This window comes from Clostridium acidisoli DSM 12555 (assembly GCF_900176305.1).
Lineage (GTDB): Bacteria > Bacillota > Clostridia > Clostridiales > Clostridiaceae > Clostridium_I > Clostridium_I acidisoli.
Window position 1 is genome coordinate 338,702 of the sequence record NZ_FWXH01000002.1, and the last position, 12,897, is coordinate 351,598.

The following is a 12,897-nucleotide window of genomic DNA, read 5'->3' on the forward strand; positions in this document are numbered from 1 at the left end:
GCTACATTTCTTTGAATTTTAAAACAAAAAAAGTACCTTTATTATATTTTACTACAAATCAATCTATACTTCTCTATAAAGTAAAAATTTTGTAATCTCTTCTAGCATAGATGTATCCCTATCCATGCTAGCTAATATATTTAAACAATCTTTAGTTAAATTCTTACATTTGTTTTTACACTCATCTAAGCCAAAAGTAGTTATAAATGTAGTTTTATTATTATCTGCATCGCTATTAGTGTTTTTTCCTATGAGACTTTCATCTCCTATAACATCTAATATATCATCTTTTATTTGAAAAGCTAGCCCTAATTTTTCACCAAAATCAGACAATTTGTCTATGTCTTCCTTATTTGCATTTCCTAAAACTGCACCTGATAAAATTGAAGCTTTAATTAAAGCCCCTGTTTTTTTCTTGTGCATATAACATAATGTTTCGTAAGAAATTTTTTGTCCCTCACTTAATATATCCACAACCTGACCACCAATCATTCCTTCAGGTCCTGCACTATCAGAAATTATTTTACAGGCTAAAACTTCGTTTTTACCTTTATTTTTGCAAAAATCAAACATTACACTCATTGCTTCATTTAATAATCCATCTCCTGCAAGAACCGCTATAGCATCACCAAAAACCTTGTGGTTTGTTGGATGACCTCTTCTTAAATCATCGTTATCCATACAAGGTAAATCATCGTGTATCAATGAATATGTATGTATCATTTCTATTGCACAGGCAACAGACATTACATCCTTATATTCTTCTTTATACATATTATAAGTGTAACAAAGCAGTAAAGGCCTTACTCTTTTGCCACCAATTTCTAAACTATAATACATTGCATCATATATTTTTTTGTTGTAAGAGCCTTTTTCATTAAAATACTCTTTAAACCATAAATCAATGTCACTTTTAAGTTTTGCAAATTCCATATACTACTTCTCATCTCCCGTAAAATCTTTTTCTTTATCACCGGAAAGTATTTCTATTTTACCTTCTGCATCATTAAGGTATTTGTATAGTTTATTACATAAAGAAACTCCAGCCTCGTAATTTTTCATTGTATCCTCTAAAGTCATCTCTCCATTTTCAATAGAAGAAACTATATTCTCTAGTTTCGCCATCATATTCTCATAAGATTCACTTTTATTTGCCATAAATTCCTCCATCAATCTAAATTCTTTATTTAAGGCACTTAAAGCCAAATTATTTACTAGTTATCTTTTCAGTATTTATTATATTAAAATTTGCATTTCCATCTTTTAATGTTATATTAATATTGTTTTTTGTAGAAAGCTCACCTATATGTGTAATCAAATTGTTATCCTCGTCTTTTATTATAGCATATCCTCTATTTAAAACATTAAGAGGATTATGTGCATTTAACAATGCATTTATTTTGCTTAATTTTTGTTCTTCTAACTTAAGCCTATTTCTAACACTTACGTTTAAAGTATCATTAAGATTATCTAATTGCTTATATGCATTTGTAATAAGGACAACTGGGCTATTATACTCTAAACTTTTTTTATAATTAAAAAGCTTACTTTTTTCATTATTTATGTTGTTTTTAACAAGTTTTTTTAAATTTTCTCTATAACTATCTATTTTAAAATTTACTTCATTAAGGTCTAATGTTAAAAGTTCTGCTCCAGCTGATGGAGTTGGTGCTCTTAAATCACTTACATAATCAACCATAGTAAAATCAGTCTCATGTCCTACTGCGGTTACTATTGGTTTCTTCGATTTAAAAATTGCTTTTGCCAAGGCTTCATCATTAAAAGACCAAAGTTCTTCAATTGAACCTCCACCTCTGGCAATTAGTATTACATCTACATCTTTAACAGTATTTAAGTACTCTATTCCTTTTATTATATCGTTTGGTGCATTGGGTCCTTGGACTAGAGCTGGATAAATTAATATGTTCACTTTATTATTTCTTCTTTTAGAAACATTAATTATATCCCTTATTGCAGCTCCTGTAGGTGATGTAACAACACCAATTCTTCTAGAATGTTTTGGTATTACTTTTTTAGCTGAGACATCAAATAAACCTTTTGCCTCTAGCTTTTTCTTAAGATTTTCAAAAGCAGCGCTGAGCTTTCCAGCGCCCTCCAATTCTATATCATTACAATATAATTGATATGATCCATCTTTTTGATAAACAGATACTTTACCTTTAATAACAACACTCATACCATTTTCAGGTAAAAACTTAATGTTTTCGAACTTATTCTTAAACATTATACAGTTTATTTTTCCAAAGTCATCTTTAAGTGAAAAATAAACATGACCACTACTATGAATTTTAAAATTAGATATTTCACCTTTTACATTAGTATTACTAAGAATAAAATCAGTGTCTATTATTTTTTTTATATAAGTGCTTAATTCTGAAACTGTTAATGTCTTAACGTACATTTTTTTCAAACGCCTCACATGTATTCTTTAATAACATAGTTGTAGTAACTGCACCAACTCCACCTGGTACTGGTGTAGCAAAAGCTGATTTTTTTAATACTTCTTCAAACACAACGTCACCTTTTAATTTTCCATCTACCATAGTTGTTCCTACATCTATTACTATAGCACCTTCTTTAACAAAGTCTTCATTAATAAATCCAGGTTTCCCAACAGCACACACTAAAATATCTGCTCTACTACAAATTCTCATTAAATTTTCTGTTTTAGAATGACAAATTGTAACTGTAGCATGTTCATCTAGAAGTAACTGTGCAATTGGTTTACCAACAATATTACTTCTTCCTACTACTACTGCATTTTTACCTGTGATATCTACCCCTGTGCTTTTTATAAGCTCCATAATTCCCTTAGGCGTACATGGTATAAAACATTTTTCTCCACTGTAAAATCTTCCAATATTAACATCAGTAAGTCCATCAATATCTTTTTTATGACTTATCTTTGAAATTATATATTTTTCGTTAAATTTATCTGGAAGTGGTAGCTGCATCATTATACCATCAACATCTTTTCTAATATTAAGTTCTTTAATTGTGTCCACAACACTTTCTTCTGACGTGTCTTTGTCAAAGTGGAACACTTCACAATCTAATCCTAAATTTTCACTTAATTTTTTAGCATTTCTTACATAAAATGTTGAACCACCATCGTCTCCAACCATTACTATTGCAAGTTTTGGAACTCTTATCCCCTTAGAATAATTTTCTTTTGCGAAATTTTTAATATTATTTCTAAAAACCTCTGCAATTAATTTTCCTTCGATTATTTTTCCCATTTATAGCACCCCAACTATCAAATTCATTATGCGTTTTTTTTATTAATTATGTTTCCAATTGCTCCATTAATAAATGAAGGTGATTTTTCATCTGAATATGTCTTTGCAAGTTCTATTGCCTCATTTACGGATACTTTCTCTGGAATATCCTCAATAAAATATATCTCATAAACTGCAATTTTTAAAATTGCCATATTAATTTTAGATATTCTGTTAAGTTTCCAATTAGTAAGACTTTCTTCGATTTTCTCAGTCAATAGAGTTTCCTTTTCACATATACCGTCTAATAAAGTTTTTATGTATTCAAAATCTATATTCTTTAAATCTAGATTTTCGTTTTCTTCTTTGTAATCATCTATTATTTCTTCTGTCCCTTTCTTATTAATTGATGTTTCAAATAACAGTTTCATTGCTAGTTCTCTACTTTTTCTTCTATTCATTTAAATTGTCCTCCCAAACTACTGTATACTGAACTTATATTACTATATATTAAATCAAAGTTCCATAGATATGTTAAAAAAAATTTTTTAACTCAAAATATTAAATACTTAAATAGACTAATTTAGTACATACTATGAAGAAATTGCGAATCACCTGATTAAAGCTTTTTACTCCACTGCGTGAGTAAAAAGATGAAAGATTGCCAGAGTGGCAAGATTAAAGCATTAACGGTAATGCCGTTAATAGTGAGAGAATTTGCTTGCAGCAAAAGGTCTAGGATGATTTTTCTACGCTATGCTGCAAAAAATCTTTGAACTTAAATTTATAAATCTAAAGTATTTTGTACTTCATTTTTTTGACCGAAGGTCTTTATTGTTGGTTCATAAGTATTTGTTACAATACTAACCATAATATGAACACCAAAGGCTACGCCTAAAAACAAAACCTACGGTTAAAACATATTGTAGAGTTTTCTCTAAATATTAAGACATATAAATTTAAATTTATTATTTTTCTGACGTAGAAAGAAAAATTTCCTTTACCGGATGCGTAAGTAACTTCTCTCACCTTTGACGGCCTTGGCCTCGTCAATTCTTTCATCTAGCCGAAGGCTTTCTTTAATCTTTTTATCTAGCTTTAGCTATGATAAAATTCTTTAGTCTTTGCTTCGCACTTTATCACTATTATAAAAATTGTACTATATAATTTAAAGGGGACATTTCAAAATTCCTTTTGAAACATCCCCTTTAATAATTATTCTTCTTCGCCTTCAGTAATTGTCTCTTCTTTTGGAAGAACAACATTCTGAATATATATGTTCACGCCTGATACAACAAGTCCAGTCATAGATTCTACTGCTCTTTTAACATTTTCTTGAACAGAAGCTGCTATTTCAGGAATTTTTATTCCATATTGGACAACTAAGTTTAAATCTATAGAGGCACTATCTTCTCCCACATTAACTTTAACACCTTTAGCAAGGTTCTTTTTTCCACTAAGTACATGTGTAATTCCACCTACAAGCCCCGAACTTAAGCCAATTACTCCTTTAATATCAGCGGCTGCAAGTCCAGCTATTACTTCAACTACTTCATCTGATATTTTTACTATACCCACGTCAACGGTATCCTTTATTTCATTCTCCATAATATCTTTACCTCCTCAGGTTTATTGTCTTAGGAAAGTATTTTAATCTTAAGTTTATTATATCAAAACAATTTAAATATTACAATATTAATGAATTGGCGGTTGTATTTCTATATTTCTTATTTGTGTCACAGTTAAAGCCACATCTCTGATTTCTCTTTGCTGTGCATCTGTTAATTTTGAAGCATCAGATTTTACAACAATATTTACTTTGTCATTGTTTATTGTACAGAGTGCATCCTTATAACCTTTTCCTTTTAGCATATTTTCAACTTTCATGGAATTTTGCTCTGATAAAATAATTGACATTGATTCTTGTTGAGCATTTTGTTTATTTTGAGCAGTTGAATTTTTATCATCGATAATCTCTTTTAATGTTGCAATAGTGTCCTCACTTGTTTTTTCTCTTGTAAGTCTTGCTTCTGCAAAATAATCTTGATTGCTGCTTGTCTTATTTGATTTATTAAGATTAGTAGTTTGGTTAGTTCCATTAGTAGTACTATTGGTATCATTAGTACTGCTATTGTCCACAAGATCTGTATCACTGACATAAAGTGGACTTTGTACTTTTGTAGCTAATACACCAGCACATACAATTAGTACTAGTAAGGCTACTATTATTACTGCTTGTTTCCTATTCATTTAATCCCCTCCATTAAACCTTTATACAAAATTTATATGCTTGTTCACATAATTATATGTTACTTTTTCATAGGATACACATTTACCTTATCCACTGGAATATTAAAGAATTCTGCTACCGAATTAGTTATGTCTAGTTTTATGTCTGAATTGTCTGCCCCTTCAGCTGTAATAAATATGCCTGTTACTTTTGGTTTATATTTGTTTATTATTAGAGGCTCAGTTTTATCTCCATTAGTTGTTACAACCACATTAGTTCCAATGCTATTTTGTGTAGTAGTTCTTTTTCCTCCAGAATTATCATCTTCACTTGTAACAGAAGATGAATTGTTTTGATTATATGCTGGTACTTGTTCTTCTCCTCTATCATAATAAATCATCACCTGTACTGCTCCAACACCGTCTATGTTCTCCAATATATTTTTCAATTTTGTTTCTTGATCATTTTCATATGAATCATCAGTGGTACTTGAATTGCTTCCATCAGTTGAATTATCACCATTATTTGTTGAGTCGCTAGAAACTGTATTTTCTTTTTGATTTTTACTTGTGTTTATACCTGTACTGTCTTTAAATGCACTTGCTGCTATTATAATAAGTATTCCTACTAATATCACAATAACAATGTTTGTGAGTTGCTTATTTAAGCTTAACTTTTTAAATTTTTCAATTAACTTTTTAAAATCCACCTTATCACCTCCTTACAGTCCTTGTAAATTTATTTATTATCTTCTTTTACAAATATATTGTTTTTATCAATTTTCAGTTCATCATTAAGATAATTTTTAATATCTACTGCTGTTTTATCATTTGAGTATATTCCATCATCTGTATTTGATATTTTTGCGTCTATACTCACTTTTCTTATTTTTTCAACGCCACTAGTTTTAACATGTATTTTTAAATCTTCTATAGATATCTCTTGTTCCTGGCTGGTATATTTCACGTCAGCAGTAACTTCATAGTTATTCTCAGGAAATTTCTCCTTAAGCATCTTAGCACACGTATTTTGTAAATTTGTCTTAAACTCACTTATTGTATTATCTCTATCTGATGCTTTTTCTTGCTGTATATTGCTATTAATAGACGTACTGTTTACATAATTTGTTGCCCTATTTATATAATTAGCCATGTCTCCTTTGCTTCCTAAAACCTTAACTATTGGGTTCATAATAACCGCTATAAGAATAAGCCCCATAACAAACTTAACGTATTTGTCCATCTTGTTTTCAGGAATTATAAGCTCTACTGCTGTAATAAAAATTACTGCAGCACAAATATTAATGACCCAATTTTTAATCCACTCAATCAAAATTTTCACCTTCTCAAGATATATTGTTTCCACAAGATGCTATTATGGCTATTATTATAAAAAACATTACAGATATACTTATCAATGAAGCCGCTAATAAAATAAGTGTATCTCCTGCTGCATTTATAACACTTACTAATCTTTTATCGCTTATAGGTTGTACAAGTGCTGCCGTTAGCTTATGGACAAAAGCAAGAATAAAAAGTTTGATTATAGGTAACGCTACTATTGCAATTAATATTATGAGCCCAACACTACTTATGGCATTTTTAATTACTGCTGAGTAACCAACCACAGTGGAAATTGCATCAGATAAACATTTACCAACTACAGGTACAAAATTATCAACTGCAAATTTAGCAGTTTTTGCTGTTACCTCGTCAATTGCCTTAGCACTTATTCCTCTAATTGTAACTATTCCAATAAAAATCGTCATAACAAAGCCCTGTATCCAAAGCACTGACTGCTTTAAAAGTTTGGCTAACCTGTCAATTTTATAATCTTCAGATATATTGTTTACAAATTGAAGCACAAAGCTGAGCACTATTAATGGCAAAATTACATTAATGATTATTTCTGATGTAATACTAATGGTTACCATTATAATAGGATCAATGACTGCTGATTGCACTGCACCTCCACTGGTAGCTAAAAGCACTAAAAGTACAGGCATTAGAGCCATCATAAAATCTGATAATCCTTTCACTGCGTCCTTTACTTCAGCTACTCCAATATAAAAACTTTTTGCTACAATTATAATAATTAATGAATAACAAGCAAAATAAGCTATATTTGATAAACTTTCACTACTAAAAGCTCTTTGTAAATTAATCAAAAGTGCGCAAATCACGCATATAATAAGAAGCATAGTCATAAGTTTTACATCTGCAATTATATCTTTAACTGCATAATCAGCTACTGCGGTTATTAATTTCTTAAAAGAAAATTTTCCATCTCCACTTTTCATAACATTTTGTACATAATCTTCGATATCAAGATTTTTTAGCAATTCATATTTAGTTTTCATGTTTGTCATGTAATTATAGAGCTGTTCAACTTCTTTATCATTTTGATTTGTAGTGTTTATGTTATTTTCTGATGCTTGTACCAATGTTGGACTTAAAATAACATAAAATAATACAATGATAATAATAATTAATTTTTTCATAATTTACCTCTACATAATATTTAAAATAGCATTTAAAACCCCCATAAGAATTGGTATAGCTAATACTAAAATTAATATTTTACCTGCAAACTCAACTTTAGATGCTATATTACTTTCACCGGCATCTCTGCAAATTTCACTACAAAATGAAGCGAGATACGCAATGGCTAGTATCTTTAACACAGTATTTAAATAAACGAAATCTATGTTAGCTTTTAATGCCAATTGCTGCATGAGTTCAACTATTGCTGTAATCTTACCTAGTGTAAATAAAAATATCATTATGCCAACTACAATACTAATCTGTATTGCAATTTCATCTCTTCTGTTTCTTAGAATTAATACAATAAATAAGCTTATAAAAGCAAATGAAACTATTTTTATTATTTCCATCTCAGCCACCTACAATTGAAACATTGTTCTTACGGTGTCAAATAATTTGCTTATAAGGCTTATTACCATCATTAATACAATTACAATTCCAGCCAGATTCACTATGACTGCATAATCATCTTTTCCGCTGGCTTTTAATATTTTATCAATTATAATTATTAGAATTCCAATTGCTGCCATTTTAAATATCAAACTCACATCCAACATTAAAATGCACCTCCTAAATGAGCATGATAACAATCATAGCCCCAATACTAAATCCTAAATATCTAAACATCTTTACGTTTTTTTTCATTGCTATTTCCGCATCATTAATAACTTTTTTTAAATTATTTATAGTAAATAAAAATATATTAACTTGTCCATCTATATCGGATTCTCCAAGTGATTTTGCTAAATCTAAAATAATGTTTACATCTTCAGTCTTCAAATATATATTTTTACTCCTTCCTAGTTCTTCTTTAAAGACCTCATAAACGCTGTCATGACAATTACTAGCTAATTCCGTAGATATATTCTTAAAAATTTCAGATATAGGTTTTTCACTTCTACTAGCTATGTTTTTCAAAGCCTCTGGTAGTGGAGTATGAGTATATACAATTTCATTTTCAAGCTCACATATGCATCTTTCTACTTCATTGAGCTCTCTAAATCTATAAATATAAGACTGTGCATATATAATGCCTCCGATAGTCGATGCTATTAAAACAACAGAACTTCCTATTAGTTTAAGCATATATATACTATCCCCTTATTATTGTATTTTTACTAAAATCATAGATGTACTCCACAGTACCAACGCCTCTTCTTCCGCTTAATACAATTGCTCTTTTAAATACGTTATTTTTCAAAACCTCTTTAAATACGTCTCTTGATTTTAGATCTTCTATTCCAAATCCATGAATAGTAGTGATTAAATTTACGCCACAATTTAATGCTGCTAAAATGCTTTTTATATCATCATAGGTTCCAATTTCATCACATACAATTACATCTGGTGACATGCTTCTTATTGCCATCATTATTCCTTGACTTTTAGGGCAATTATCTAATACATCCGTTCTTAATCCTACTTTTAGTTGAGGAATTCCATCAGAACATGCACATATTTCACTTCTCTCATCAATTACACATACTTTTTTCCCATCAAGCTTAAAATTTTCCATACCATCAGATAGATTTCTAGTTATATCCCTTACTAATGTGGTTTTACCACATTTAGGTGGTGATATAATTATTGTGTTTAACACATTTTTATCCTCTAATATGAATTGCATTATTTTATCAGAACATCCCAAAATTTCTTTACAAACCCTTATATTTAAAGATGATACATTTTTAATCGTCTTAACTATATTATTTTCAATAATACAATTTCCACAAATACCAACTCTATGTCCACCATTTATTGTTATATAACCTTGCTTTAATTCAGGCTCTATTGAATATATTGAATAATTGCTCATCTTCTTCAATATAGTCTTTATGTTTTCGCTTGTAATATTATAATTAGTTATAACTTCTCTGTCTGATATTTGTAAAATCACTGGTTTGTCTACCTTTAATCTTATCTCCTGAATATTTTCTATATGCTCTATGTTCATTAGTATTTCTTTTATATACACAGGCATAACATTTAATATATCTTCTAAGTTAATCATTTTTTTCTCCTCCTCTCTTAATTAAATAATATTTATATTTTCAAAAATTTATGCCAAAAAAAAGAAACTTCTAAAAATTAGAAGTTTCTTTTCTGTATTTACTATTTATTATTTAACTCTTTCCATGTACTCACCAGTTCTTGTATCTATCTTTATTGTTTCTCCTTCATTTACGAAAAGAGGTACTTGAACTACTGCACCAGTTTCAAGGGTTGCTGGCTTTAAAGTATTTGTTGCTGTATTTCCCTTAAATCCAGGATCCGTTTCTGTAATTACTAATTCTACAAAATTTGGAGCTTCAACTGAAAAAGCTGCACCTTTATAAAATTTAATTACTGCAAACATGTTTTCTTTCAAGAATTTTATTGCTGATTCAACTTGTTCATAACTTAGTGGAATTTGCTCATATGTTTCTTGATCCATAAAGTAATATAATGTACCATCTGAATATAAATACTGCATTTCCTTTCTTTCAATAACAACATCCTGCAATTTAGCTGTTGGATTAAAAGTTGTTTCTGTTACTCCTCCAGATATAACATTTCTAAGTTTTGTTCTTACAAATGCTGCACCTTTTCCTGGTTTTACATGTAAGAAATCAATAACTGTATATACTTGTCCATCAAGTTCAAAAGTTATTCCTTTTCTAAGTTCTCCTGCTGATATCATTTAGTATCCCTCCAAAAATTATTAATTCATAATATATTCTAACCTTTTCAGGTAAAATTAATACCTTAATTGCTTAATATGAGCTATGTTTTTTCTATCATTAAAGACAAATCATATCTTTAGGTGAATTAGATAAAACTTCACATCCATTTTTAGTTACAAGTATTAAATCCTCTATTCTTACTCCCCCAAAATTAGGAATATATATTCCTGGTTCATCAGTTATAATCATACCCGGCTTTAATATAGTATCACTTGCTGGACTGACCCTTGGCCCCTCATGAATTTCTCTTCCTACTCCGTGTCCAACGCCATGTCCAAAATACTGTCCATATCCTTTTTTACTTATGTAACTTCTTGCAGCTTCATCTACAACACATGCTTTTATTTCTGATTTTATAACTTGTAAAGCATTTTTTTGCGCCTGTAACACAGTATCGTATATTTCTGCCATTTTATCACTTGGTTCCCCTATGACAACTGTTCTTGTCATATCAGAACAATACTCATTAAAAATACAGCCAAAATCAAGAGTTAAGAATTCACCATTATTAAGCACCTTATCTGTTGCTTGACCATGAGGTAAAGAAGATCTTACACCACTAGCAACTATAGATGGGAATGACAAATCTTTTGCTCCAAGTTTTTTCATTGTGAACTCAAGTTCAAGTCCAACTTCTCTTTCACTCATTCCACTTTTTATGAATTTAAGCATATGTGAGAAAGCTTTATCTGCAATTTCAGCAGCTTTTCTTATAACTTCAACTTCACTTTCATCTTTAATAAGCCTTATATCCTCTATAATTCCACCCATAGGTACAAGTTTTGCATCTAAGTTTTTTGATAACCTTTGATATTCGTCATAAGAAACTATGTCTTCCTCAAAACCAATGTTTTTTACATTTAGTTTTTTAGTAATGTCTGTAAAAAAATCTCTAAAAACTCCTTTATATTCTACAATCTCATAGTCTTTTACTTGTTCCTTAGCCTGCTGAGTAAATCTTGAATCAGTTATAAAAAATGCTTTATCAGCTGTTATTATAGAAAAACTTTCATCCCCTGTAAATCCACTTAAATAATTTCTGTTTGGATCGCCTTTTACAAAAACACAATCTAAATTTTTAGAAATCATACAACTTCTCAATTTTTCAATTCTGTCTTTAAACATTGAATATCACCCTCTTGAAAATATATTATATTTAGATAAAATCAATATATTTTTTATTTTATTGGCACCTAAAAAATGTCGAACACATTTATTTTATCAAAAGTTAAGTATATTTGCAAATTTTATGTTAAGTTAATCCATTATATTAATAAATTAACTCATTTATTTTTACCAAACTCAGCATCTACCTCTAAAGAATAATTTTCCTCATCTTCACTTTGATTATTTAAGCATATAGAATTTATATTGTTTAAGCTTTTTGTTTTTCTTAGTTCACCTATAAAATTTGATAACTTCTCTTCATTTCCATTAATTATTATATCAGCATCAATTGAACTAGAGCTTTTATTCTTAAATTCTTTTATTTCTCCCTTATATTTATTCACTAAATGGATTACATTACTATATTTTGTTATATTTCTATTTGTGTTTGTATCTTTTGTTATAACTTGATTTTCAACCTGCTTGCTTTTATAACTGTTATACTTCATACTTTCTTGTCTAGTTACTTTAATTAAAATTACCGCTGTAAGTGCCATAAGAACTATGAGCATAAAATAAATAATATTTTTTTTCACCTATTTTTTCACCTCAATATCTGCTTGAAAAAGCTTAATATCTTTTGTCTTATCTTCAGGGGCCATTAACTTAATAATTTTATAATCCTTTTTATCCTCAATATCTTTAGTATATAATTCATAGTCATCCATATTGTTTATCTTAAAATTCACTTCTATATTATTCTGTTTGACTGTCACAGTATAAAACTTATCAATACTTTTAAATTTTAAAAAGTTCATGAAATTGTTAAGTGTTAATCTATCCTTACTTTCATTTACAGTATTATTTTTCTTCTTATCAATTGGTTTATAAGTGTTTTTTGTCATTAGCATATTTCTATCTATGTCATATATCCTATATATCATAAATATGTTTATTAAAAATAATATTATAACAATCATATTTAAGATTAATTTATTCCTTTTTCTAATTTTTAATTTATACCATTTTGGCAAAAAATTATATTCCATGTTTCT

20 protein-coding genes are annotated in these 12,897 nt (G+C 28.9%); 1 reads left to right on the forward strand and 19 read right to left on the reverse strand.

The window, feature by feature from the left end; genetic code table 11:
* Positions 1 to 63: 63 nt before the first annotated feature.
* From B8978_RS01745 to nusB, 5 genes are read right to left on the reverse strand one after another with little or no spacing between them, the layout of a single operon-like run.
* On the reverse strand, positions 64 to 933 hold the full coding sequence (locus tag B8978_RS01745; RefSeq protein ID WP_084113556.1) for a polyprenyl synthetase family protein: 870 nt from the start codon (positions 931 to 933) through the stop codon (positions 64 to 66).
* A gap of 3 nt (positions 934 to 936) precedes the next feature.
* Positions 937 to 1,158, reverse strand: coding sequence for an exodeoxyribonuclease VII small subunit (locus B8978_RS01750; protein ID WP_084113557.1), 222 nt, complete (start codon positions 1,156 to 1,158; stop codon positions 937 to 939).
* Between the two features lie 49 nt (positions 1,159 to 1,207).
* Positions 1,208 to 2,422, reverse strand: coding sequence for an exodeoxyribonuclease VII large subunit (gene xseA, locus B8978_RS01755; protein WP_084113558.1), 1,215 nt, complete (start codon positions 2,420 to 2,422; stop codon positions 1,208 to 1,210).
* Positions 2,412 to 3,260 carry a bifunctional 5,10-methylenetetrahydrofolate dehydrogenase/5,10-methenyltetrahydrofolate cyclohydrolase gene (locus B8978_RS01760; protein ID WP_084113559.1) on the reverse strand — a complete coding sequence of 283 codons (849 nt, stop codon included), beginning with the start codon at positions 3,258 to 3,260 and terminating at the stop codon, positions 2,412 to 2,414. Before B8978_RS01760 ends, xseA begins: the two co-directional genes overlap by 11 nt.
* 26 nt (positions 3,261 to 3,286) lie before the next feature.
* Complete coding sequence (nusB, locus tag B8978_RS01765; RefSeq protein WP_084113560.1) at positions 3,287 to 3,700, reverse strand: transcription antitermination factor NusB; 414 nt, start codon at positions 3,698 to 3,700, stop codon at positions 3,287 to 3,289.
* Positions 3,701 to 3,892: 192 nt separating this feature from the next.
* Here nusB and B8978_RS20320 point away from each other — a divergent pair, with 192 nt between their 5' ends.
* Positions 3,893 to 4,015, forward strand: coding sequence for a hypothetical protein (locus tag B8978_RS20320; RefSeq protein WP_278326607.1), 123 nt, complete (start codon positions 3,893 to 3,895; stop codon positions 4,013 to 4,015).
* Positions 4,016 to 4,133: 118 nt separating this feature from the next.
* On the opposite strand, the gene B8978_RS19675 is transcribed toward B8978_RS20320, so the two are convergent.
* The 14 genes from B8978_RS19675 to B8978_RS01830 form a co-directional block, all read right to left on the reverse strand.
* Positions 4,134 to 4,301, reverse strand: coding sequence for a hypothetical protein (locus B8978_RS19675; RefSeq protein ID WP_176212586.1), 168 nt, complete (start codon positions 4,299 to 4,301; stop codon positions 4,134 to 4,136).
* A gap of 153 nt (positions 4,302 to 4,454) precedes the next feature.
* Positions 4,455 to 4,847: an Asp23/Gls24 family envelope stress response protein gene (locus B8978_RS01770; RefSeq protein ID WP_084113561.1), complete on the reverse strand. Its 393-nt coding sequence runs from the start codon at positions 4,845 to 4,847 to the stop codon at positions 4,455 to 4,457.
* An 87-nt stretch (positions 4,848 to 4,934) separates the two neighbouring features.
* On the reverse strand, positions 4,935 to 5,489 hold the full coding sequence (locus B8978_RS01775) for a SpoIIIAH-like family protein (RefSeq protein WP_084113562.1): 555 nt from the start codon (positions 5,487 to 5,489) through the stop codon (positions 4,935 to 4,937).
* Positions 5,490 to 5,548: 59 nt separating this feature from the next.
* Positions 5,549 to 6,178: a stage III sporulation protein AG gene (gene spoIIIAG / locus B8978_RS01780; RefSeq protein ID WP_084113563.1), complete on the reverse strand. Its 630-nt coding sequence runs from the start codon at positions 6,176 to 6,178 to the stop codon at positions 5,549 to 5,551.
* Positions 6,179 to 6,207: 29 nt separating this feature from the next.
* Positions 6,208 to 6,801 carry a stage III sporulation protein AF gene (gene spoIIIAF / locus B8978_RS01785; RefSeq protein ID WP_084113564.1) on the reverse strand — a complete coding sequence of 198 codons (594 nt, stop codon included), beginning with the start codon at positions 6,799 to 6,801 and terminating at the stop codon, positions 6,208 to 6,210.
* 13 nt (positions 6,802 to 6,814) lie between these two features.
* Positions 6,815 to 7,969, reverse strand: coding sequence for a stage III sporulation protein AE (spoIIIAE, locus tag B8978_RS01790; protein ID WP_084113565.1), 1,155 nt, complete (start codon positions 7,967 to 7,969; stop codon positions 6,815 to 6,817).
* Between the two features lie 9 nt (positions 7,970 to 7,978).
* A complete protein-coding gene (spoIIIAD, locus tag B8978_RS01795) occupies positions 7,979 to 8,362 on the reverse strand; it encodes a stage III sporulation protein AD (protein WP_084113566.1) in 384 nt (127 codons plus the stop codon).
* Positions 8,363 to 8,371: 9 nt separating this feature from the next.
* Complete coding sequence (gene spoIIIAC, locus B8978_RS01800) at positions 8,372 to 8,569, reverse strand: stage III sporulation protein AC (protein ID WP_084113567.1); 198 nt, start codon at positions 8,567 to 8,569, stop codon at positions 8,372 to 8,374.
* Between the two features lie 13 nt (positions 8,570 to 8,582).
* Positions 8,583 to 9,098 (reverse strand): stage III sporulation protein SpoIIIAB, encoded by a 516-nt coding sequence (spoIIIAB, locus tag B8978_RS01805; RefSeq protein WP_084113568.1) that lies wholly within the window; start codon positions 9,096 to 9,098, stop codon positions 8,583 to 8,585.
* A gap of 7 nt (positions 9,099 to 9,105) precedes the next feature.
* On the reverse strand, positions 9,106 to 10,023 hold the full coding sequence (gene spoIIIAA, locus B8978_RS01810; protein WP_139795948.1) for a stage III sporulation protein AA: 918 nt from the start codon (positions 10,021 to 10,023) through the stop codon (positions 9,106 to 9,108).
* Positions 10,024 to 10,131: 108 nt separating this feature from the next.
* A complete protein-coding gene (gene efp / locus B8978_RS01815) occupies positions 10,132 to 10,692 on the reverse strand; it encodes an elongation factor P (RefSeq protein WP_084113569.1) in 561 nt (186 codons plus the stop codon).
* Positions 10,693 to 10,792: 100 nt separating this feature from the next.
* Entirely contained in the window at positions 10,793 to 11,860 is a 1,068-nt protein-coding gene (locus B8978_RS01820; protein WP_084113570.1) for a M24 family metallopeptidase, read from the reverse strand.
* 158 nt (positions 11,861 to 12,018) lie between these two features.
* On the reverse strand, positions 12,019 to 12,438 hold the full coding sequence (locus B8978_RS01825) for a hypothetical protein (RefSeq protein WP_084113571.1): 420 nt from the start codon (positions 12,436 to 12,438) through the stop codon (positions 12,019 to 12,021).
* Positions 12,439 to 12,891 (reverse strand): hypothetical protein, encoded by a 453-nt coding sequence (locus tag B8978_RS01830; protein WP_084113572.1) that lies wholly within the window; start codon positions 12,889 to 12,891, stop codon positions 12,439 to 12,441. It abuts the gene before it with no gap.
* Positions 12,892 to 12,897 lie beyond the last annotated feature (6 nt).